Here is a 22,589-nt window from a genome sequence, read left to right on the forward strand (position 1 = left end):
CTTTATTAGGGCAGCTACTTTTTTAAAACAAAAATAAAGCGCTTACTTTTCTAAGAGTAAAAGGAGAAAAAATGAAGAATCCATTTTTTGAAAAACGTTGTCGCTATAGTATTCGAAAATTGTCAGTGGGTGCCTGCTCTTTGATGATTGGTTCAATCCTATTTGCAGGACCAGTCTTAGCTGAAGAAGCAGTTATTGCTGAAAATGCTACGGGGACAACAGCAGTAGCTTCGGAGCAACCGTCAACCACTACTCCAGCAGAAGCAACTACACCAGCACCAGAAGTATTGAAAGAGCTAGAAGCAAGGGAAGACAAGACAAGCGAGCAGCCTGTTTCAGAAGAAAAGCCAACCTTGGATCAATTGACTGCAGTTGATAAGGAAGCAACTAATCCAGTTGCTGAAACGCCTAAGGCTGAAGAAACGCCTGCAACTACAGAAAATAAGCTGGAAGAAAAAGCTACTGTCGCTGACGTTCCTAAGAAAGAAGAAAAAAGTCTTCGACCAAAAGAAATTAAGTTTGACACATGGGAAGATTTGTTGAAATGGGAACCAGGTGCTCGCGAAGACGATGCTATTAACCGCTCTTCAGTAGAACTAGCCAAGCGCTATCGTGGATATGTGGTTAACGAAAAAGCTAATAAGGACGCTAAGGTTGAAGCTCTTGCTAACACTAACTCTAAGGCTAAAGACCATGCTTCTGTAGGTGGTGAAGAGTTTAAAGCCTACGCTTTTGACTACTGGCAGTACCTGAATTCCATGGTCTTTTGGGAAGGGCTCGTCCCAACTCCGGACGTGATTGATGCTGGTCACCGTAATGGTGTCCCTGTATTGGGTACCTTATTCTTTAACTGGTCAAATAGCATTGCAGACCAAGAAAAATTTGCTGCAGCCCTTCAACAAGACGAAGACGGAACATTCCCTATCGCTCGCAAGTTGGTTGATTTGGCCAAATATTATGGATTTGACGGCTACTTTATCAACCAAGAAACAACAGGTGATATCGTGACGCCTCTTGGTAAGAAAATGCGTGACTTCATGCTCTATACCAAGGAATATGCAGCTCAAGTCAATCATCCAGTCAAATATTCTTGGTATGACGCCATGACCTATGAATATGGTCGTTATCACGAAGACGGACTTGGTGAATACAATTACCAATTCATGGAAAAAGAGGGAGACAAGGTTCCTGCGGATCACTTCTTTGCCAATTTTAACTGGACCAAAGAGAAAAATGATTACTCTGTAACTATGGCAAAATGGCTTGGACGTAGTCAGTATGATGTTTTTGCAGGTTTGGAATTGCAACAAGGTGGTTCCTACAAGACAAAAGTGAAATGGGATGCCCTTCTAGATGAAAATGGCAAGCTCCGCTTATCACTTGGACTCTTTGCTCCTGATACTATCACGAGTCTTGGTAAGACAGGCGAAGACTATCATAAGAATGAAAACATCTTCTTTACAGGTTATCAAGGAGATCCAACTGGTCAAAAACCAGAGGACAAGGACTGGTACGGGATTGCCAACCTTGTAGCTGACCGCACACCAGCAGTTGGACGTAGCTTCACAACATCCTTTAACACTGGACATGGTAAAAAATGGTTTGTAGACGGCAAAGTTTCTAAGGATTCTGAATGGAACTATCGTTCTGTATCAGGTATCTTGCCTACATGGCGCTGGTGGCAAACTTCATCAGGTGCTAAACTTCAAGCTGACTATGACTTTGAAGATGCTTACAATGGTGGTAACTCACTTAAGTTTGCGGGTGATTTAGCTGAAAATACCAATCAAGATGTTCGTCTCTACTCTACAAAACTGGAAGTAACAGATAAAACAAAACTTCGGGTTGCCCATAAGGGTGGTAAGGGAAGCAAGGTTTATGTAGAGTTTGCGACTCAGAAAAACTATACTTATGGTGGAGAGAATGCTCGTAAAGAACTGACTCTATCTGACGATTGGACAAAAGATGAATTTGACTTGAGTGCCTTGGCAGGTAAGACAATTTATGGCATCAAGCTTACTTTTGAAAATACTGCTGCCCTTAAGGATTATCAATTTAACTTGGGTGAGTTGACTGTAACAGATAATCAAGAGGCTCCTCAAGCACCAACAGCTCTAAAAGTAGCTAAGCAATCTCTGAAAAATGCCCAAGAAGCAGAAGCTATTGTCCAATTTACTGGAAATAAAGATGCTGATTTCTATGAAGTTTATGAGAAGGATGGCGATGCTTGGCGCCTATTGACAGGCTCATCTGCCACTACTATCTACCTACCAAAAGTTAGCCGTTCAGCTAGTGCAACTGGTACTAGTCAAGAGTTGAAGGTTGTCGCAGTTGGTAAGAATGGCCTTCGTTCTGAAGCAGCAACAACAAACTTTGACTGGGGGATGACTGTCCAAGACACAAGTCTTCCAAGACCATTAGCAGAAAATATCGTTCCAGGAGCAACTGTTATCGGAAGTACCTTCCCAGACACAGAAGGCGGCGAAGGCATCGAAGGTATGTTGAATGGTACGATCACCAGCCTATCTGACAAATGGTCTTCTGCTCAGTTGAGTGGTAGCGTAGATATCCGTTTGACACAACCACGCCGTGTCGTTAGATGGGTCATGGACCACGCTGGTGCTGGTGGAGAATCTGTCAACGATGGTTTGATGAATACCAAAGACTTCGACCTCTACTACAAGGATGAAGCTGGAGAATGGAAACTAGCCAAGGCTGTTCGTGGCAATAGAGCTCACGTTTCAGACATTACCCTTGATAGCCCAATTACGGCGCAAGAATGGCGTTTGCACGTTATTACATCTGACAATGGAACACCATGGAAAGCCATTCGTATCTATAACTGGAAGATGTATGAAACTCTTGATACGGAGAGCCAAAATATTCCAATGGCTAAAGTTGCAGCGCGTGTCCTAACGGACAATAAGATTCAGCTTGGCTTCTCAGAAGTTCCTGCTGGAGCTACCATCACAGTTTATGACAAGGCAGATTCACAAACTCCAATCGCTACCTTAAATACAGCAGTTGGAGGAGATTTGGCGACAGATCCATTGAGCTTTGAAAAACGTCCGAGCCTTCTTTACTATCGTACACAATTGCCAGGTAAAGAAATCAGTAATACTCTTGCTGTGACTATTCCTCAGGATGAGAGAAAGATTAAGGCTGTCAGCCTAGAAGTAGCACCTAAAAAGGCAAGTTATCAAGTTGGTGAGGAATTGAATCTTAAAGGTGGTCTTCTCCGTGTCAAATATGAGGGTGAAGAAGCAGATGAAGTCATCAACCTCAGTCATGCAGGTGTAGTTGTTAACGGCTATGATGCTCACCATCATGGTGAACAAGAGTTAACAGTAACTTATCTTGGTCTTCCAGTTGCAGGAAGCTTCAAGGTTCAAGTGACTGGTGAAGAAGCTGGTCCAAAAGAAGTCGCAGCCTTGTATATTAGCAAACAACCGAAAATTGATTACTTGGTAGGCGATGCTCTTGACTTATCAGAGGGACGCTTCAAGGTCTTGTATGATGATGAAACTGAGACAGAACATAGCTTTACAGACCAAGGAGTCGAAATTACAGGCTATGATGCTCAAAAAACAGGCCGTCAAAAACTCCAATTGCACTATCAAGGACAAACTGTCGAATTTGATGTTCTAGTATCACCTAAAGCAGCTGTCAACGACGAATATCTGAAACAAGAAATCACATCTGCTCAAGGACGCAAAGGAACGACAGCTTATACATTTGCGGATGCTGAAAAACAAGCAGCTCTCGTTGAGAAGATTGAAGCAGCAAAAGCTGTCCTAGAAAACCACGACGCTAGTCAAGAAGCAGTCAACCAAGCCTTGAACGACTTGAAACAAGCAGGTGCTGACTTGAATGGTGTACAGGTTTATCAAACAGCTAAGGAAGAGCTTGAAACTCTTCTAGGAAAAGTTCGTGAGAAAAATGCAGACGATCCAATCATCGCTCAAGCAGAAACTCTTATTGGCTCAACAAATCCAACTCCAGAAGCATTTGCCAACCTCAAGGAAGAACTCAATAAAAAACTCCTTGTTAAAGAAAGCCATCATGTAGGTAGCTTAGAAGAAGGCGAAACTGCCCCAACAGTTGAAGCACTACCTGAATTAGTGGTTGAGACAGAAACTCAAGCCTTCGAGAGTCAAGAACGTCCGTCAGGAGACCTCTTGTTGGGTGAACGTCGAGTCGTTCAGGCTGGTGCAGAAGGACAAATCCGTCATTTGATCGAAGTGGATGCCAAAGGCAACCGTACTCTTCTTAAGACAGAAGTAGTCAAGGAAGCAGTGGCAGAGATTACTGAGGTTGGTACTAAGGTAGAAAGCCGTGTTCAACCATTGGACGGTTCTGGAAATCTTGTTCTCGAAAAACTAGAATTGGAAGTGAAAGAAGAAGCCGTAGCCTTCAAACACCAAGAGCGTCCGACAGGAGAGCTTTTACTAGGTGAACGCCGTCTGGTTCAAGCAGGTGAGGCTGGTCAAATCCGTCACTTGATTGAGGTAGATGCTAAAGGCAGTCGCACACTTCTTAAGACAGAAGTCGTCAAGGAAGCCGTGGCAGAGATTACTGAGGTTGGTACGAAGGTAGAAAGCCGTGTTCAGCCACTAGATGGAGTCAAAGATTTGACAATTAGCAATCCAGCATTGGTGATTGAAGAAGAAAAAGTTGCATACGGCCATGAAGAAAGAGTAAATCCTAGCCTTCAAGCAGGAGAACGTCGAATTGTTCAGGCCGGAGTTGAAGGGCTTCGTAGAAATCTTGTAGAAGTTGATGCAGAAGGGAACCGCAGTCTGAAGGGGACAGAACTTGTCAAAGAAACTGTAACTGAGATTGTTGAGATTGGTCCAAAAGTGGATGTCAAAACTGACAAATCTCTTGCACCTGCTCCAGTAGTAGAAGCAGCTAAGCAGGAACCAGCAAAAACAGAAGCACAATCTGAAAAACCTGAAGGAAAACAACTTCCAAGTACAGGTGAAGGAGTAGATGCAAATCTAGTAGCTCTTGGATTGGTTGGAGTTCTAGGTGGCTTTGGACTACTCGCTCAAAAGAAAAAAGAAGATTGAGTTGAACTTCTAAATTACCGTCTGACAAGATAATAGTATTAAAAGGCAAGAGCCATTTTTGGTTCCTGCCTTTTTGCATTCTTAGAATGTTTGTGTTAAGATTTTTATTACTCCATAAGAAACCTTGTAATGAAATGTTTGCATGTTCTGCTTTTAATTTTTTTGGTTGTGTCTGTTTATAGAGTTATTTCTAGTAACTCTCAAGTAACTCTCATCAAGAATTGGTTTGGGGATAGGAAAGGAAAAAGACGATGAAATTGTTAAAAGTAGTCATTGCTGTAATCATTGTAGTAGTGAGCCTTGGCTTAGTAGTATTCATAGGAGCGAGTATGTATGCTGTTACTACAATCAATTTGCTATCTAACTCAGTCTATTATGCGCAACGGATGCCTCATAAGGAGGGGACAGAACCCGACTTAGTCATGTTGATTGAAAACATGGGGGAGATTTATACTCCGAAAATTGAAGGTATTCGCTATGATGATGGAGCGAAATTTATCGAAAATTCTATCGATTCAAGTGGTAATCCTACCAGTTTTGGTGAGTTTGATGGAGGTTATGGCTACAGTGATAAAAACGATGTGTCCTATAAGTTTGATAAGAATTTTGAGCTTGAGTGGACCCTCGATAAAGAGTATAAAGAAATTGATCTTGCAACAATTGATGAAACAAAGATAAAAGGAGAGATTAGAGAGACCCTTAAACCCATACTTGATGTACAATCTAAGCCCGTTGTCAATCTTCAATGGTTGTTTAATATGAAGTATCAGGATAGGTTTAATTAGAGATGCAGATAGGTCTTTAATTTGAAATTAAACTGAACAAAAGTGATTGAACTCTTAGAAATGCGATGCTGATATTTCTGAGAGTTTTTCTATCGCCATGCAAAACTTTCAAAATAGATTTTTAAAAATTGAACGGTTTCTGAAGAGTTAGTTCAAAAAATAAAGACACAACTCCAGACAGTAGCTCTTTCTCTATAAATGAGTAACATACCATAGATGAAGATAAAAACAGTGAGGGATTTCCTCAGAGAGTAAAGAGTAAGTTTAATTTACTAGAGAGACCTGTTTCAAGATAAAAGTTTAAGGTTTTGCTATCTCTTTTATTGATTTTGTGATATAATTAACACGTAAAAAAAATTAAGGAGTCTTTCCAAATGGCAAAATTGACTGTTAAAGACGTTGAGTTGAAAGGGAAAAAAGTTCTCGTTCGTGTTGACTTCAACGTACCTGTAAAAGATGGCGTGATTACTAATGACAACCGTATCACTGCAGCTCTTCCAACTATCAAGTACATCCTTGAACAAGGTGGACGTGCGATTCTTTTCTCTCACCTTGGACGTGTAAAAGAAGAAGCAGACAAAGCTGGTAAATCACTTGCTCCTGTAGCTGCTGACTTGGCTGCTAAATTGGGTCAAGAAGTTACATTCCTTCCAGGTGTAACTCGTGGTGCTGAATTGGAAGCAGCTATCAACGCTCTTGAAGATGGACAAGTTCTTTTGGTTGAAAACACTCGTTTTGAAGATGTTGACGGTAAGAAAGAATCTAAAAATGATCCTGAACTTGGTAAATACTGGGCATCACTTGGAGATGGTATCTTCGTAAACGATGCATTCGGTACAGCTCACCGTGCACACGCATCTAACGTTGGTATCTCAGCAAACGTTGAAAAAGCAGTTGCTGGATTCCTTCTTGAAAACGAAATTGCATACATCCAAGAAGCTGTTGAAGCTCCAGAACGTCCATTCGTGGCTATCCTTGGTGGTTCAAAAGTTTCAGATAAGATCGGTGTTATCGAAAACTTGCTTGAAAAAGCTGATAAAGTTCTTATCGGTGGTGGTATGACTTACACATTCTACAAAGCACAAGGTATCGAAATCGGTAACTCACTTGTAGAAGAAGACAAATTGGATGTTGCGAAAGCTCTTCTTGAAAAAGCAAACGGCAAATTGATCTTGCCAGTTGACTCAAAAGAAGCAAACGCATTTGCTGACTACACTGAAGTGAAAGACACTGAAGGTGAAGCAGTAGACCCAGGATTCCTTGGTTTGGATATCGGTCCAAAATCTATCGCTAAATTTGATGAAGCATTGACTGGTGCGAAAACAGTTGTATGGAACGGACCTATGGGTGTATTTGAAAACCCTGACTTCCAAGCTGGTACAATCGGTGTGATGGACGCTATCGTGAAACAACCAGGCGTTAAATCAATCATCGGTGGTGGTGACTCAGCTGCCGCAGCTATCAACCTTGGACGTGCAGACAAGTTCTCATGGATCTCTACTGGTGGTGGAGCTTCAATGGAACTTCTTGAAGGTAAAGTTCTTCCAGGACTTGCAGCATTGACTGAAAAATAAGAATATAGAAAAAGGAGAACTTAGGTTCTCCTTTTTTGCGCTCTTTTAAAGTTAAAGAGTACTGAGGGATAATTGGACAGAATCAAAAAAAACAGTAAAATAGAGGAATACCAATCTAAATGAAATTTGAGTGATGAACGTGGAAAAAAGAGAGAATCCTACAAAAACAGCTATTTGCGGTATTATCAATGTCACCCCAGATTCTTTTTCTGACGGAGGCCAATTTTTTGCTATTGAGGAAGCCTTAAAACAGGCTCGAAAATTGATGGCTGAAGGTGCCACTATCTTAGATATCGGTGGAGAATCTACTCGACCTGGAAGTAGCTATGTTGAGATTGAAGAGGAAATCCAGCGTGTGGTTCCAGTCATTCAGGCTATTCGTCAAGAAAGTGATGTTCTGATTTCGGTCGATACTTGGAAGAGTCAGGTGGCAGAAGCAGCTTTACAGGCTGGTGCCAATATAGTCAATGACATTACAGGCCTCATGGGTGATGAGAAGATGGCAGAGGTGGTTGCTAAGGCTGGAGCTCAGGTAGTCATCATGTTTAATCCAGTCATGGCACGCCCTCAGCACCCTAGTTCACTCATATTTCCTCATTTTGGATTTGGAGAGACTTTTACAAAGGAAGACTTAGCAGACTTTGAACAACTATCAGTAGAAGAATTGATGACAGCCTTCTTTGACCGTGCTCTAGCAAGAGCGGAAAAAACAGGAATTTCGAAAGGAAACATCATGCTGGATCCTGGGATTGGCTTTGGCTTGACCAAAAAGGAAAATCTCATCCTCCTACGTGATCTTGGAAAATTGCACAAAATGGGCTATCCTATCTTTTTAGGAGTTTCTCGTAAGCGCTTTGTCATTAATATCCTTGAAGAAAATGGATTTGAAGTAAGTCCAGATACTGAAGCTGGCTTCCGCAATCGTGATATTGCTTCGGCTCATGTGACCAGCATTGCTGCTAGACAGGGTGTAGAAGTGGTGCGCGTGCATGATGTAGCCAGTCACAAGATGGCAATCGAAGTTGCATCAGCCATCCGTCTGGCAGACCATGCGGAAAATTTAGATTTGAAACAATATAAATAACATGAATAAAAACGAAACGAACCAGTGGATAGCAAACTACCGGACAGATCAACCGCATTTTGGTCTGGAGAGGATGGTGGAGCTATTAGCCTTACGTGGCAATCCCCATCTTAAACTCAAGGTTATCCATATTGGTGGAACCAATGGAAAGGGCTCTACTATAGCCTTTTTGAAGAATCTGTTGGAAAAGATGGGGCTAAGAGTTGGTGTCTTTAGCTCTCCTTATCTGATTCATTATACCGATCAGATTGCCATTAATGGGGAATCTATCCCAGAAGCAAGATTAGAGTCCTTGATGGTGGATTATCGTTCACTACTTGAAGGAGAGCATGCTCAAACCTTGCAAGGAACGACAGAATTTGAGATTATCACTGCTATAGCTTATGATTATTTTGCTTCTGAGCAAGTCGATGTGGCGATCATGGAAGTTGGTATGGGCGGACTTTTGGATAGTACCAATGTCTGCCAACCTATCTTGACTGGCATCACGACTATCGGATTAGACCATGTAGCGCTTTTAGGGGATAGCTTGGAAGCCATAGCAGAGCAGAAAGCAGGGATTATCAAGCAAGGAGTTCCTCTAGTGACAGGACACATTGTCCCAGAAGCCTTGGCGGTTATCGACCAGATTGCGAAAGCGAAACAAACTTCTAGGCTTGCTTATGGGGAAGATTACCAAGTTAGCCATCAAGAGAGTGTGGAGACGGGCGAAATCTTTGATTATTCAAGCTCAGTCAGACAGGGTCGTTTCCAAACAGGATTGCTTGGTTTGCACCAGATAGAGAATGCAGGGATAGCGCTGACTTTGTTGGATACTTATTGCCAAGAGACTGGTCGAGAATTGCCAGATAATGCTTTAGTGGCTCAAGCTTTGGAAGAAACAAGTTGGCCGGGACGTCTGGAGGTCGTGTCAAGGAACCCCTTGATGATCTTGGATGGGGCCCACAATCCTCATGCCATCAAGGCCTTGTTGGCTACCTTGAAAGAACGCTTTACGGACTATCAGAAGGAAATCCTCTTTACTTGTATCAAAACCAAGGCCTTGGAGGATATGTTGGACCTGCTAGAAACTTTTTCCAATACTAAGATTACACTAACTCATTTTGAGGATAGTCGGGCGACGGATGAAAAAGTCTTGAAAGAGATGGCTGATTCTAGAAATCTCAACTACCAAAGTTGGCAGGAATTTCTAGACAAAAAATTATCAGAAAATGAAGAGAAAAAAACAGTTAGGATTATCACGGGCTCATTATACTTTTTAGCCCAAGTGAGAACCTACCTAATGGAGAGGAAAAATTAGAATGGATACACAAAAGATTGAAGAAGCTGTAAAAATGATTATCGAGGCAGTTGGTGAGGATGCAAATCGCGAAGGTTTGCAGGAAACACCAGCCCGTGTCGCTCGTATGTACCAAGAGATTTTTTCAGGTCTTGGGCAAACTGCTGAGGAGCATTTGTCAAAATCCTTTGAAATTCTCGATGATAATATGGTAGTGGAAAAGGATATCTTTTTCCATACCATGTGTGAACACCACTTCTTGCCATTTTATGGTCGTGCCCACATTGCCTATATCCCAGATGGCCGTGTTGCAGGTTTGTCCAAACTTGCCCGTACGGTTGAAGTCTACTCTAGAAAGCCACAGATTCAAGAGCGTTTGAATATCGAAGTGGCTGATGCCTTGATGGAGTATTTGGGAGCCAAGGGAGCCTTCGTTGTCATTGAAGCAGAACATATGTGTATGAGTATGCGCGGTGTTCGAAAACCAGGAACTGCAACCTTGACAACAGTGGCTCGTGGTCTATTTGAGACAGATAAGGATCTCCGTGATCAAGCTTATCGTCTCATGGGACTTTAAAAAATCCGCGTTAAGCGGATTTTTCTAGAAAGGACTAGTTATGGATCAACTGCGAATTAAAGACCTAGAAATTTTCGCCTTTCATGGACTCTTTCCTAGTGAGAAGGAACTGGGGCAGAAGTTTGTCGTTTCAGCCACCCTATCCTATGATATGACCAAGGCTGCGACAGACTTGGATTTAACTGCTTCTGTCCATTACGGAGAACTTTGCCAGCAATGGACGACATGGTTTCAGGAAAATACTGAAGACTTGATTGAAACAGTAGCCTACAAACTAGTAGAGCGTACTTTTGAGACCTACCCTCTCGTTCAAGAGATTGAGCTGGAACTAAAAAAACCTTGGGCACCTATCCATCTACCGCTGGATACTTGTTCAGTAACCATCCACCGTCGCAAACAGCTTGCCTTTATTGCTTTAGGAAGCAATATGGGGGCTAAGACGGCTAATCTCCAGCAAGCGATTGACCAAATGCAAGCTCGTGGCATCCACATTCTCAAAGAGTCTAGTGTCTTGACGACCGAGCCTTGGGGTGGTGTGGAGCAGGATAGCTTTGCCAATCAAGTCATTGAAGTGGAAACCTGGTTGTCTGCTCCAATCTTGTTAGAAACCTTGTTAGCTATTGAGGCAGAGATAGGACGGATCAGAGAGGTGCATTGGGGACCTCGCTTGATTGACCTAGATTTGCTCTTTGTCGAGGACCAGATCATCTATACAGACGACCTCATTTTGCCTCATCCTTATATTGCTGAACGCCTCTTTGTCCTAGAATCACTCCAAGAAATAGCTCCGCATTTCATCCATCCAGTCTTGGGACAACCAATTCGTCACTTGTATCAAGAATTGAAAAAATAAGAAAACTCTAGTTTCCGAAGTATTTACAGAGGAGACTAGAGTTTTTTAAAATAGATCATTTTCTTCAGGGAGGAGAATAGTTTCCTTGCCATCCATATCTAGCACCAGAACTTTTGGTGGGTAGAGTGGATCAAAGGGATGATTAAAATCAAAGTCAATCGTAGTCGGAAGGTGTTGACTTGAAAAACGGAAAGTGATGGAACCATCATTGTTTAAAAGTCGAAATTCGAGCTCATCTTCTAGTTCAAAAACATGCTTTAAAAAATGATCGATTATATACCAGATTGAATCGATAACATCGTCGGGTAAATTGGTCACTACACCGAAACTAGCGCATCGTCTATGAGAATCTGTAAAAGCCATTCCTATCTCCTAATTGATTTTTTTATTATCATACTGCAAACTGCTAGAAAAATCAAGAAAAGTCAACTACCTTTAAAAAGATGAGAATGATTTTGAAATTTTTTCAACGAATCTTCATCAAATGCTTGAAAATGCTTACAATTAGTGGTAAAATGGAAACAGTGGAGTCATGAAAACAAAATTTTCAAAGTAGAAAGGAAACGGAATGAACACAGATGATACAGTAACAATTTATGACGTTGCCCGAGAAGCGGGAGTGTCAATGGCAACTGTCAGTCGTGTTGTCAATGGCAATAAGAACGTCAAAGAAAACACCCGTAAAAAAGTACTAGAGGTCATTGATCGTCTTGACTACCGCCCTAATGCAGTAGCTCGTGGTCTAGCAAGCAAGAAAACAACAACAGTTGGAGTTGTTATTCCAGATATCACAAACACTTATTTCTCTACCCTTGCTAAAGGGATTGACGATATCGCGGAAATGTACAAATACAACATCGTCCTTGCTAACAGTGATGAGGATGATGAAAAGGAAGTATCTGTGGTCAATACTCTCTTTTCTAAACAGGTGGATGGCGTTATCTTCATGGGTTATCATTTAACTGAGAAGATTCGCTCAGAATTTTCACGCTCACGCACACCTGTGGTTCTTGCAGGAACAGTGGACGTAGAACACCAACTTCCAAGTGTCAATATTGACTATAAACATGCTACTGTTGATGCAGTCCGCCATCTCTTGAAACGAAATAAAAAAATTGCCTTCGTTAGTGGACCATTAGTGGATGATATTAATGGCAAGATTCGCTTATCTGGTTACAAAGATGTTTTGAAAGAAGCGGGAATTAATTACAGTGAAGGTCTTGTTTTTGAATCAAAATACCGTTATGATGATGGTTATGCCTTGGCAGAACGCTTGATTTCTTCTAAAGCAACAGCAGCGATTGTAACAGGCGATGAATTAGCGGCAGGTGTTTTGAACGGTCTTTCTGATAAAGGAATTTCTGTACCAGAAGAGTTCGAAATTATTACCAGTGATGATTCACAAATCGCGCGCTACACTCGTCCAAATCTAACAACCATTGCTCAACCTTTGTATGACCTTGGTGCCATTAGTATGCGTATGTTGACTAAGATTATGCACAAGGAAGAGTTAGAAGAACGTGAAGTTCTCCTACCACATGGTTTGATTGAACGCCGTTCAACTCGAAAAGAATAAGAAAAAGAGGTCGGGATAAAAATCCCGACCTCGCTTTTTAGTAGCAGAAACTTTTTGGTCAATAGTTCAAGCATCAAGTTGATGGTAGAAGGCTTGCGGGGGTGACTAGAAAACAAGACTTGATCTAGTAATTTCTATCTCACCGACTTTTTTATACTCAATGAAAATCAAAGAGCAAACTAGAAAACTAGCCGCAGGTTGCTCAAAGCACTGCTTTGAGGTTGTGGATGAAACTGACGAAGTCAGTAACCATACCTACGGCAAGGCGACGTTGACGAGGTTTGAAGAGATTTTCGAAGAGTATTATCCTTCCATATAGGCTCGTAATTCCTCTCCTCTAAGGCCAGCATTGATAGCAATGAGGAGTTTGAGACGAGCCTTTTGAGCATTGAGCTCTTTGACAAAGAATACACCAGCCTTTTGTAGACAAACGCCACCGCCTTCATAGGCATAAACAGGTTCAGCAATCCCGTTAAAACAACGAGAAACCAAGGCGATTGGGAGTCCTTCTTGGATAAGGGCGTTCAATTTTTGTGATGTTTCCTTGGGAACATTTCCAGCACCAAAGGCCTGGATAATAAGACCATCTAGCTGGTCAACAGGAAGCAAATCAAGGAGTTCTTCTGTCATGCCAGCATAGACTGGAATAATTGGAATCAAGCCCTGGATCCTATCAAGGTCAAAACGAATACGGGGTTCAGCTGTTTTGAAGTAGAGAATCTCCTGTTTCATGATGAGCCCAAGAGGGCCGTGGGTCGGCGTTTGAAAGGTACTAACATTTGTCGTGTGCGTCTTGGTCACATACTTAGCAGCGTGGATTTCATCATTCATCACGACCAAGACACCCTTATCAGCAGCTTTATCGTCACTCGCTACGCGTAGGGCACTGAGATAATTGTAGACACCATCGCTTCCGAGTTCGTTGGAACTACGCATGGCCCCTGTTAGTACGATCGGTTTGTGAGGAACCTCCATGGTATCGAGGAAATAGGCAGTCTCCTCCAAGGTATCTGTCCCATGTGTAATCACGAAACCGTCATAATGATCAGCCTCCTCTTTGATTTTTTGATAGAGGGCCAGCATATGCTTGGGTTTAATATGGGGACTTGGCAGATTAAAAAAGTCGAGGGCGTGGACTTCAACTCCTTCAAGTGGATTGGATACATGATTCATAGGGTTTTCTTGGCTAGTTACAACAGCGCCAGAGTCATCGGCTTGCATGGAAATAGTACCACCCGTATGTAAAACAAGGATTTTCTTAAGCATGATTTACTCACTCTTTCTGAAATGTGGTATAATCATTGTATCACAAAAGGGGAGAATGAGGTAGGATGGAAGTCAAAGCTGTTTTTTTTGATATCGATGGAACACTAGTCAACGATCGCAAGAGTGTTTTGAAATCCACTAAGGACGCGATTAAGATTGTGAAGGAACAGGGAGTGCTTGTTGGAGTAGCGACAGGACGAGGACCTTTTTTTGTTAAGGATTTAATGGAAGATTTAGATCTGGATTTTGCTGTAACTTATAACGGCCAATATATCTTTAATAAAGACAGAGTCTTGTTTACAAGTCCTCTTTCCAAATCTCATTTACGGCAGTTGATAGCCTATGCTAAAAAAGAGGGCAAGGAAATTGCGTTGGGGACCAAGGATGCCATGCTGGGTTCGAAAATCATGTCTTTTGGCCTAGGTTCTTTTTCGCAAAGAGTGAGTCGTTTTGTCCCCTCTATGTTGACTCGTACAGTTAGTCATTCCTTTAATCGAATGGTGAGTAAGGTCGTTCCTCAGAAGGAAGAAGATCTGCTCCAGTTGATGAATCAGCCAATTTATCAAGTTTTGATGCTAATGACACCAGAAGAATCTGAGAAAGCAGCAGCTGATTTTCAAGACTTGAAATTGACTCGTAGTAATCCTTTTGCGGCCGATGTCATAAATCAAGGAAATTCCAAGCTAGAAGGTATTCGCCGAGTCGGAAAAGAGTATGGTTTTGATCTCAATCAAGTCATGGCCTTTGGTGACTCGGACAATGACCTAGAGATGCTGGCGGGTGTTGGGATGTCAGTCGCTATGGGCAATGGTAGTAGTAGTGTCAAGGAAGTGGCGAAGCATATCACAACCAGCAACCAGCAAGATGGGATTCACAAGGCCTTGGAACACTTTGGTGTTTTGGCTTCAGAAAAAGTCTTTGTCAGCCGTGACTATCATTTCAATAAGGTCAAGACCTTCCACCACATGATGGATGAACGAACTCAGGAAGAACCAAAGGCTTGGGATTTAGAAGGGGCAACTCATCGTGCGGACTTTAAGATTGAAGAATTGGTAGAATTTATTCGAGCTGCCAGTCCTTCTGAAGAAGATTTTGAACAGGCAGTAGGACAGTTACACCAAGCTCTTGATCAAGCAGCAGAGAAAGTTGCTAAGAAAACGCCTGCTAAGCAAGATTTGGTTGGGCAAGTAGATGCCTTGATTGACACCCTATACTTCACCTATGGTAGCTTTGTTTTGATGGGGGTGGATCCAGAACGGATTTTTGATATTGTCCATCAAGCCAATATGGGTAAAATGTTCCCTGATGGAAAAGCTCATTTTGACCCAGTGACCCACAAAATCCTAAAACCAGATGACTGGGAAGAAAAATACGCTCCAGAACCAGCCATTAAAAAGGAAATTGAGCGCCAGATAAAGGCCTATGAACGCCACAAGGAAAGAGCCGATAAGAAATAGGCGGTAGGAAAGGAAGCCGGGAATGATGTTTTTATTTCCTAGCTCCAACTACGACATCAACAGTTTATAGTTGGTTGAATCTAGAATAGTACACTACAGATTCTAAAAAAACTTCTAGAAATCAAGTTGGCTTTCCCAATCTCTTTGTTCGCATCTTAATTCAATCTATTATATAAAAAAATGAGGTTAGGAGAACAATCCCAACCTCATTTCTTTTTTATTACAAAGTTTTGTCCTTATCTCTAACGACGAGAAGGTCAACGCTGGTATGGCGTAGGATATATTCTGATGAAGAACCAACTAGCAGGCGCTCGAAAGCATTGAGCCCTGTTGCTCCAACCAAAATCAAATCAACCTTTTCTTTGTCTGGAATTGTTTTAGCTAAGAGAGTTTTAGGGTTACCCATCTCAATAACAACTTTTATGTCTGTGAGACCAGCATCTCTTGCACGCTTTTCATATTCTGCCATCAAATCGTTGGCCTCTACTTGCAATTCTTCGTAAACTTCAGCATCAAATGTTGAGATGCTTTGAAGAGCACGTGTGTCAATGACATGAGCAATAGTTAGTTTTGCTTGGTTACGCAGTGCTGAATGAACCCCTTTGATGAAAGCCAAGTCAGCTTCCTTAGAACCGTCAACTGCTACCATGATATTTTCATAACGTTGTGTCATAGCAAAAACCTCCTCATTCTTATTACCTTCATTGTATTCCTTTTCACTAAAAAAGTAAAGTAAAAAACGATAGGAATATAGATGCTTTTTGACTTTGACTTGGAGTTTGTTATAATAAAACTAGAAAAGCTAAGAGGAAGAGATATGACAAAAATCGCAGTATTATCGGATATACATGGCAATATAACAGCCTTAGAGGCTGTTCTGGCAGATGCCCAGAAGGCGAGGGTTGATGAGTATTGGCTCTTAGGAGATATCCTCATGCCTGGAACAGGACGAAAAAATATTCTCCAGAGATTGGACACTTTACCCATTACTCTTAGAGTTCTGGGAAATTGGGAAGATAGTCTTTGGCGAGCCTGTCATCGCAAGTTAGATGAAAGCAGACCGAGCCATCGCTATCTCTTGCGCCAGTGTCAGTATATTATGGAAGAAATTAGTAGCCAAGAGATTGAGGCACTGCAGGACTATCCTTTGCAAGTGCATCGCCAGTTTGGAGATCTGAAGCTAGGGATTAGTCATCACTTGCCTGATAAAAACTGGGGAAGAGAGCTGATTCATCTTGGTAAGCAAGAGGACTTTGACCGTCTTGTCACCAATCCAGACTGCGATGTTGCCATATACGGGCATATCCATCAACAGTTTCTTCGGTATGGTAGTGGTGGACAGCTTATCCTGAATCCAGGTTCCATTGGTCAACCCTTCTTTTTATCTAAGAATTTACGCAAGGACTTACGTGCTCAGTACATGATTTTAGAGTTTGATGAAAAAGGCTTGAGAGATATCGATTTTCGTCGGGTCGATTATGATATTGAGGCAGAATTACAGCTAGCTAAAGACTTGAATTTACCATACTACCAAGTTTATTATGAAAGCTTGGTTAATGGGGTTCACCATACTCATAATCAGGAATTACTTCATGAAATTGCCCAAAGTCAAGGGCATGATGCAGAGTTGGATGACTGGCTTAGTGGTAACTCTTGACATTACAACTAGAAGAGATATAATAAACTTAAGAAAAGAAGGAACTAATCTGACGAAAAAAGGAGAACCTTATGCAAATTTCAAGTCGATTTACCATTGCGACACATATGTTGGTAATCATTGCCCTAAAAGGGAAGGAAAGCAAGGTGACTAGTGATTTTCTAGCTAGTAGCGTTGGAGTCAATCCTGTCATTATCCGTAAGACCTTATCTCAACTGAAAAAGGCGGAGTTGATCTCAGTTGCGCGTGGAACTGGTGGAGCAGAGATTATCAAAAATCTTGAGGATATCAGTCTCTTGGATATTTATCAAGCGGTCGAATGCCTTGGAAAAACTGGACAACTCTTTAGTTTTCATGATAATCCCAATCCAGCCTGTCCAGTTGGCGCAAATATCCACGGGGTTTTAGATGAAAAATTACAAAAGATTCAGCTAGCCATGGAGCAGGAGCTGAGCCAAACCAGTCTTGCTCAAGTGGTGGCAGATGCAGAAGCAAGGATAGAGAAATAAGAGCTTCTAGAAAGAGGCAGAACGTAGACATACCCTATCAGTAATAAAAAATTGCCCTTATAGAGGTTGGATACTATATAGTAAAAACTCTTGGAAATGCGGACATAATGCTATTTTTAAGAGTTTTTTTATTTTCTCTAGTAAAAGAAAGAGATTGAAACAAATTGATCAAAATGAACCTTTTTTAAATTTGAAGAGGCGAGACACAAACATAATTTTAGTAGAATATTGAGTATAAATCTTTCCACAATAAAACGCATATTATCAAGTTTTTTAAACATCTGAATAATATGCGTTTTTCTGATTTTAAAGACTTTTCTCCCAGCCTCTTTTTACATGTTTTTCTATCAAGTTGCTGGATTTATAGAGTCCTTGCTTTTATTGTTCCTTTCTTGACTTGAGGAAGCTACCAAGTCCAAGGAGGGCTAGGAGGCTGATTCCTGCAAGAGTAAGAAGAGATTTGCTCTCAGTTCCAGTGTTTGGAAGGACTTTCTGAGAAAGAGCCTCTGCAGCAGTTTCTTGGGTTTCAGGATTTGCTGCTAGGTTTTGGGCTTGACCTTGTTCTTGTTCGACATTCAAGCTAGAAAGATCAAATTCTGGTTTTTCTTCCACAGCTGGGGCAACGATGGCACCACCTTGTGCGATTCGAAGAACAGTAGCTGTAAGGGCATTTAATTTCAATCCTTTTTCAGTCCATTCAAGTCCTTTCGGGTTGGCAATTCCGACTGGTCCTGCTTGGTTTTCATCTGCTAAAACTTCAGCATTTCTGAGGTGGGCAAAGGCAGTTCCCAAGTTAAATTCACGAGCTTTTTCGTCCGCATTGACAAAGACTGCGTAGATATCTCCATTCGGAGCAGTGATTTGGTAGCCAATCACTACATCTTCTTTTTCCACACCATTTTGGCCTGGGACAGTGATGAGTTGGACACGGTCTTTGATATCTTGCAGACTCTTGAGTCGGAAGGCATCTGTAGATTGGCGAAGTGCAATCAAACCTTTCATGTAGTCACGGCTCTTGACATTTTCAGGATAAGCTTTTCCATCAGTTGCCTTGGTCCAATCAAACTTGTTGACAGCATCGCTAGAGTCATAAGAATCATGGATGAAGTAAGGATAGTCAAATGGGTTCCCATCCTTATCACGAAGTAAGTGAGATTTGTTTGGAACCTTATCTTCTGCTACTGGAGTCTTGTAAGCAGGGTCACGGAATTGTTTGGTACGTCCGTATTCCTGACCAGAGTGGATAAATGGAGTTCCTTGAGCTGTCAAGACCATGAGATTTCCAAGGCGCAAACGACGATGGATTTCCGCATAGTTTTCAGCCTTGCTTGGGTCTTTTTTGATTGATTGGGCAATGATGTCAAAAAGGGTCAAGTTATCATGGGCTGCGATGTATTGAATCACATCTCCAGGGCTATCTGCTTCAAAGTTGGTTGGTTGAGCAATCAGATTTTTAAAGATGGTATTGATATCGCGTTTTCCACCTGTGATAAAGGCAGGTTGACCTTCGTTTGGATAACCAGATTTGAGGTTGTTACGGATGTCATCTGAAAAGACAGCGACAGTATCGGTATGTTTCATCCAATCTTGGTCAGCAGCTTTAGTAGGCATATTTTCATCACCAGAATAGGTTCTCCAACCTTCACCAAGCATGATGAGATTTGGATTGAGGGCGCGTGCAGCCTTGTAAGCTTCTTCGACAGAAGCTGCATCATGATCTCCCATCATATCGAAACGGAAACCATCTACTTTGTAGGTTTCAACTAGATACTTGATAGAGTCTACCATGACGCGTTTAGACATGTAGTGGGTTGTTCCTAGACGACCACCACCAAAGCTAGTACGAGGTGTTCCGTCTGCATCCATGAAGTGGTAGTAGTTTGGCTCAAGGTCTTCAAAGATATCAACATTGGCAGTATGGTTGTAAACTACGTCTAAGATAGCACCCATGCCACGTTTATGGATTTCGTTGACAAGGTTCTTAAATTCTGCGATACGTTTTTCTGGGTCCTTAGGATTGCTTGAGTACATACCAGTCAAGGAGAAGTAGTTTTGAGGGTCATAACCCCAGTTGTAGTTGCTATCGCTTGAAGCATAGGCGGACAAGCGTTCATGGTTCTTCAATTCATTGACAAAGTAGTATGACAAGACTGGAAGGAGCTGGATGTGGGTCACGCCCAGGTCTTTGAGGTAGTCAAGTTTTTCGATAAAGGCTTCAAAAGTACCAAATGGCTTAGTTAAATCTTTTGCGATGGCAGGATCTGAAGTGAAGTCACGAACGTGAGCCTCGTAGATAACAGCATCTTCACGAGATTTGAAGTTATGAATCTTACCATAAGTCAGGTCTTGAGGTCCAAGTTTTGCTGGATCCACAAAAGCAGCTTTAGCAACCTTATGGGCAGCGTCTGTTTTGGCTAGATCGCTGTTCCAAGCTGCCAGAGATTTAGCGTAAGGATCAAGTACGAGGACAGTCTTGCCTTGGCGCTCGATCTGGTAGTGGTAGTAGTAGCCAGTATAGTTGCTGATGCCAAGACCAGAGTTTTCATTCAGAGTTTGTTTCCAGGTTCCTTTTTCTCCTTTTTCAAGGGCGACGGTTCCGACCACTTTTTCAGGATCTTTCTTATCGTAGACGACAACTGAAACCTTATCGGCACTTGGAGACCAAAGAGTCAGATCAACACGTTTACCATCTTCTTTAAGATTTGCACCGAGTGGGCCATCGTAACTGTAAGTCTCATCTTTGAGACGCCAGTTTGAACGAGTTGTAAAATGGTCTGAATCATAGGCGACTGTATATGGGTTTTGAGTGTCAGAGAAATCACCGATGTAAGTTACTTTCTTACCTGCTTCATCGATTGTAACATCGGAGATAGCCACTTTATTCCCTTGGTGGTCAGTGATGTTGGAATGTTTAAGGATGTCTTCTTTTTTAGCCCCAACCAAGGTAGAAAAACTGCTTTCAATACGGGACTTAGCCACATGTTGGGCACCAGTCATACGGATGTCATGCACATAGTAAGGGTTGGTGTAGATTGTTTCGTCATCATCCTTAAGGAAGATTTGACTGTGGTTTTTCAGGTCAGTAAATTTATAATCTTCTTTTCTGATTTTCACATCATCGCCTTTCTTGCTCTCATCTAATAGTAAAAATCCAAATTCTCTGGCGGCTTCATTGAGCGGAATGTCGATGTAGCGTCCATGTTTTCCACTTGCAGTAAAGTCTGTACCGTCAGGCCATTCACCATTGCTTGGAGTCTTCACATCTCCCCAGTACCAGAGAGATTTCTTGTCATAGTTGCCATCGGTGCGGAAATAGTTGACGCGGATCGTTCCCGCTGGCTGAGGTTGGTAGTTGTGGACTTTGTAGTCCTCGTCTAGCCAAGCTTCATTCATCTTTGGAGAGAGGCGCTCTACTGAACGATCTCCAGTAAGGTTGTCCCCTTTGGTATTGTTAATGAGGAAGCTGATTTTCTTGGCTTGCTCATTTTTTAGTTTGACATCTAGGTAGTAGCCGTAGTCGTCTTTCTTGGCATCCTTGAAAGACTGGGCGCCATTTGGCCAGTTCTCAGATGGTTTTTCGACATCATCCCAAGTCCAAAGACCTTGCGAATCTTGGTTTTCTTGAGGAAGTTTTTTGACATGGATACGGAAGTAGTTGTCTTCAATTGGTGTTTCAGATACAGTGTCTGCTGGCGAAGCTTTCTCAGCGGCTAGACTGGATACTTCTGTTTTCTCGTCTTTGTTGTTTGGAAGGTTTGGAGTAGCTTCAGTTGTAGTTATTTCAGAAACTGCTACTGAGTCAGATGTTTTAGATTCGAGGGAAGCGTTTGCATCTTTTGGAGCCAAAATAGGCATTTTTTCCTCAGCTTGGCTGGTTTCTGTAGTAACTGGGCCTGCACTAATAGCGCTTACATTTTCTTGTGTGCCAAGACTAGTTTCAGCTGCAGATACAGAAGGTGCTGTTAAGGCAAGGAGGATAAAGCTTGCTCCAATAAGGACAGAGCCAGTTCCGTTTTTCAGAGAACGGATGCTGTAAATCATTTTTTTATCTGGTTGAGATGACGTGTTTTTCATAGACACTCTCCTATCATTTATTTCTATCCTAGTATAGCATGGAGTAAAATTTTATGCAATCGTTTTCTTTTGTTTTGTAGGTGAGAAATCAGACTAGGTGAAAAATCATCCTCCATTAAAATAAAAGCCCCTTTTTGTTGATAGTCTACTGAAGAAATATCCTAGCCTAAGTATAAACATTGAAATTGACCAGCTAATCAGTAGATCTTGCTATATTCTAGCAAAGCAAGGAAAAGTTTTTTGTTAGACTGAAATAGATAGGTTATAGTTAAATAAAATCTGAACAAATTTACTAGAGAAGTTAAGTCAATTTCTAGCAATTTTTTAGAATTCACAATGCATAATATATTGAATCTAGAATAGTACGCCACGAATTCTAAAACATTATAGAAATAAGTTTGACTTTCCTAATCTATTTGTTCATCCCTTATTTGAATCTACTATAGTGTTTTTTATTCAATCTGCTACACAACAAAATTATAGTAGATTGAATCTAGAATAGTACATAACGGCTGCTAAAAATATTTCTAGAAATTAGTTTGACTTTCCTAATCGAATTGTTCATACCTTATTTCAATCTACTATAGTGTTTTATATTTAATCTATCATACAACAAAATTATTGTAAATGAGCAAAAATTTATCGACAAGTGCGAATCCATTGTTGAAAGTAATACTCAATGAAAATCAAAGAGCAAACTAGGAAGAGAGCCGCAGGTTGCTCAAAGCACTGCTTTGAGGTTGTGGATAGAACTGACAAAGTCAGCTCAAAGCACTGCTTTGGGGTTGCAGATGGACGTTGACGCGGTTTGAAGAGATTTTCGAAG

Annotated in this window: 15 protein-coding genes; 11 read left to right on the forward strand and 4 right to left on the reverse strand. The window is 41.6% G+C overall.

The window, feature by feature from the left end:
- Positions 1-71 precede the first annotated feature (71 nt).
- The 7 genes from HMPREF2805_RS07280 (at position 72) to folB (ending at position 11,224) form a co-directional block, all read left to right on the forward strand.
- Positions 72-5,072: an endo-beta-N-acetylglucosaminidase gene (locus HMPREF2805_RS07280; RefSeq protein ID WP_075231974.1), complete on the forward strand. Its 5,001-nt coding sequence runs from the start codon at positions 72-74 to the stop codon at positions 5,070-5,072.
- A 251-nt stretch (positions 5,073-5,323) separates the two neighbouring features.
- Positions 5,324-5,857 (forward strand): hypothetical protein, encoded by a 534-nt coding sequence (locus HMPREF2805_RS07285; protein WP_075231975.1) that lies wholly within the window; start codon positions 5,324-5,326, stop codon positions 5,855-5,857.
- A gap of 374 nt (positions 5,858-6,231) precedes the next feature.
- A complete protein-coding gene (locus HMPREF2805_RS07290) occupies positions 6,232-7,431 on the forward strand; it encodes a phosphoglycerate kinase (protein ID WP_001096781.1) in 1,200 nt (399 codons plus the stop codon).
- 133 nt (positions 7,432-7,564) lie between these two features.
- Positions 7,565-8,515: a dihydropteroate synthase gene (folP, locus tag HMPREF2805_RS07295; protein ID WP_075231976.1), complete on the forward strand. Its 951-nt coding sequence runs from the start codon at positions 7,565-7,567 to the stop codon at positions 8,513-8,515.
- 1 nt (position 8,516) lies between these two features.
- On the forward strand, positions 8,517-9,815 hold the full coding sequence (locus HMPREF2805_RS07300) for a bifunctional folylpolyglutamate synthase/dihydrofolate synthase (protein ID WP_075231977.1): 1,299 nt from the start codon (positions 8,517-8,519) through the stop codon (positions 9,813-9,815).
- A gap of 1 nt (position 9,816) precedes the next feature.
- The gene (gene folE, locus HMPREF2805_RS07305; RefSeq protein ID WP_075231978.1) at positions 9,817-10,371 is read left to right on the forward strand and encodes a GTP cyclohydrolase I FolE; all 555 of its coding nucleotides are present in this window, start codon (positions 9,817-9,819) and stop codon (positions 10,369-10,371) included.
- 40 nt (positions 10,372-10,411) lie between these two features.
- Positions 10,412-11,224, forward strand: coding sequence for a dihydroneopterin aldolase (folB, locus tag HMPREF2805_RS07310; RefSeq protein WP_075231979.1), 813 nt, complete (start codon positions 10,412-10,414; stop codon positions 11,222-11,224).
- 45 nt (positions 11,225-11,269) lie between these two features.
- On the opposite strand, the gene HMPREF2805_RS07315 is transcribed toward folB, so the two are convergent.
- The gene (locus HMPREF2805_RS07315) at positions 11,270-11,587 is read right to left on the reverse strand and encodes a DUF960 domain-containing protein (RefSeq protein ID WP_075231980.1); all 318 of its coding nucleotides are present in this window, start codon (positions 11,585-11,587) and stop codon (positions 11,270-11,272) included.
- 205 nt (positions 11,588-11,792) lie between these two features.
- Between HMPREF2805_RS07315 and ccpA the strand changes: the two genes are divergently transcribed.
- A complete protein-coding gene (gene ccpA, locus HMPREF2805_RS07320) occupies positions 11,793-12,800 on the forward strand; it encodes a catabolite control protein A (RefSeq protein WP_075231981.1) in 1,008 nt (335 codons plus the stop codon).
- Positions 12,801-13,103: 303 nt separating this feature from the next.
- On the opposite strand, the gene HMPREF2805_RS07325 is transcribed toward ccpA, so the two are convergent.
- A complete protein-coding gene (locus tag HMPREF2805_RS07325) occupies positions 13,104-14,066 on the reverse strand; it encodes an asparaginase (RefSeq protein ID WP_075231982.1) in 963 nt (320 codons plus the stop codon).
- Positions 14,067-14,131: 65 nt separating this feature from the next.
- Here HMPREF2805_RS07325 and HMPREF2805_RS07330 point away from each other — a divergent pair, with 65 nt between their 5' ends.
- A complete protein-coding gene (locus HMPREF2805_RS07330; RefSeq protein WP_075231983.1) occupies positions 14,132-15,523 on the forward strand; it encodes a Cof-type HAD-IIB family hydrolase in 1,392 nt (463 codons plus the stop codon).
- A 220-nt stretch (positions 15,524-15,743) separates the two neighbouring features.
- Here the strand turns inward: HMPREF2805_RS07330 and HMPREF2805_RS07335 are convergent, their stop codons facing one another.
- Positions 15,744-16,196 carry a universal stress protein gene (locus HMPREF2805_RS07335; RefSeq protein ID WP_049504821.1) on the reverse strand — a complete coding sequence of 151 codons (453 nt, stop codon included), beginning with the start codon at positions 16,194-16,196 and terminating at the stop codon, positions 15,744-15,746.
- A gap of 144 nt (positions 16,197-16,340) precedes the next feature.
- Between HMPREF2805_RS07335 and HMPREF2805_RS07340 the strand changes: the two genes are divergently transcribed.
- Together HMPREF2805_RS07340 and HMPREF2805_RS07345 are read left to right on the forward strand one after the other, a co-directional pair.
- Positions 16,341-17,180 carry a metallophosphoesterase family protein gene (locus HMPREF2805_RS07340; RefSeq protein WP_075231987.1) on the forward strand — a complete coding sequence of 280 codons (840 nt, stop codon included), beginning with the start codon at positions 16,341-16,343 and terminating at the stop codon, positions 17,178-17,180.
- A 71-nt stretch (positions 17,181-17,251) separates the two neighbouring features.
- Complete coding sequence (locus tag HMPREF2805_RS07345) at positions 17,252-17,689, forward strand: Rrf2 family transcriptional regulator (RefSeq protein ID WP_075231984.1); 438 nt, start codon at positions 17,252-17,254, stop codon at positions 17,687-17,689.
- Positions 17,690-18,067: 378 nt separating this feature from the next.
- Here HMPREF2805_RS07345 and HMPREF2805_RS07350 read toward each other — a convergent pair whose 3' ends face one another.
- The gene (locus HMPREF2805_RS07350; protein WP_075231985.1) at positions 18,068-21,763 is read right to left on the reverse strand and encodes a pullulanase; all 3,696 of its coding nucleotides are present in this window, start codon (positions 21,761-21,763) and stop codon (positions 18,068-18,070) included.
- Positions 21,764-22,589 lie beyond the last annotated feature (826 nt).

The organism is Streptococcus sp. HMSC034E03 (assembly GCF_001811505.1).
Lineage (GTDB): Bacteria > Bacillota > Bacilli > Lactobacillales > Streptococcaceae > Streptococcus.

Excerpts from the sequence above, each read along its gene's own strand:
- HMPREF2805_RS07280 (WP_075231974.1), top strand. The coding sequence starts at position 72 with ATGAAGAATCCATTTTTTGAAAAACGTTGTCGCTATAGTATTCGAAAA.
- HMPREF2805_RS07285 (WP_075231975.1), top strand. The coding sequence starts at position 5,324 with ATGAAATTGTTAAAAGTAGTCATTGCTGTAATCATTGTAGTAGTGAGC.
- HMPREF2805_RS07290 (WP_001096781.1), top strand. The coding sequence starts at position 6,232 with ATGGCAAAATTGACTGTTAAAGACGTTGAGTTGAAAGGGAAAAAAGTT.
- folP (WP_075231976.1), top strand. The coding sequence starts at position 7,565 with ATGAACGTGGAAAAAAGAGAGAATCCTACAAAAACAGCTATTTGCGGT.
- HMPREF2805_RS07300 (WP_075231977.1), top strand. The coding sequence starts at position 8,517 with ATGAATAAAAACGAAACGAACCAGTGGATAGCAAACTACCGGACAGAT.
- folE (WP_075231978.1), top strand. The coding sequence starts at position 9,817 with ATGGATACACAAAAGATTGAAGAAGCTGTAAAAATGATTATCGAGGCA.
- folB (WP_075231979.1), top strand. The coding sequence starts at position 10,412 with ATGGATCAACTGCGAATTAAAGACCTAGAAATTTTCGCCTTTCATGGA.
- HMPREF2805_RS07315 (WP_075231980.1), bottom strand. The coding sequence starts at position 11,587 with ATGGCTTTTACAGATTCTCATAGACGATGCGCTAGTTTCGGTGTAGTG.
- ccpA (WP_075231981.1), top strand. The coding sequence starts at position 11,793 with ATGAACACAGATGATACAGTAACAATTTATGACGTTGCCCGAGAAGCG.
- HMPREF2805_RS07325 (WP_075231982.1), bottom strand. The coding sequence starts at position 14,066 with ATGCTTAAGAAAATCCTTGTTTTACATACGGGTGGTACTATTTCCATG.
- HMPREF2805_RS07330 (WP_075231983.1), top strand. The coding sequence starts at position 14,132 with ATGGAAGTCAAAGCTGTTTTTTTTGATATCGATGGAACACTAGTCAAC.
- HMPREF2805_RS07335 (WP_049504821.1), bottom strand. The coding sequence starts at position 16,196 with ATGACACAACGTTATGAAAATATCATGGTAGCAGTTGACGGTTCTAAG.
- HMPREF2805_RS07340 (WP_075231987.1), top strand. The coding sequence starts at position 16,341 with ATGACAAAAATCGCAGTATTATCGGATATACATGGCAATATAACAGCC.
- HMPREF2805_RS07345 (WP_075231984.1), top strand. The coding sequence starts at position 17,252 with ATGCAAATTTCAAGTCGATTTACCATTGCGACACATATGTTGGTAATC.
- HMPREF2805_RS07350 (WP_075231985.1), bottom strand. The coding sequence starts at position 21,763 with ATGAAAAACACGTCATCTCAACCAGATAAAAAAATGATTTACAGCATC.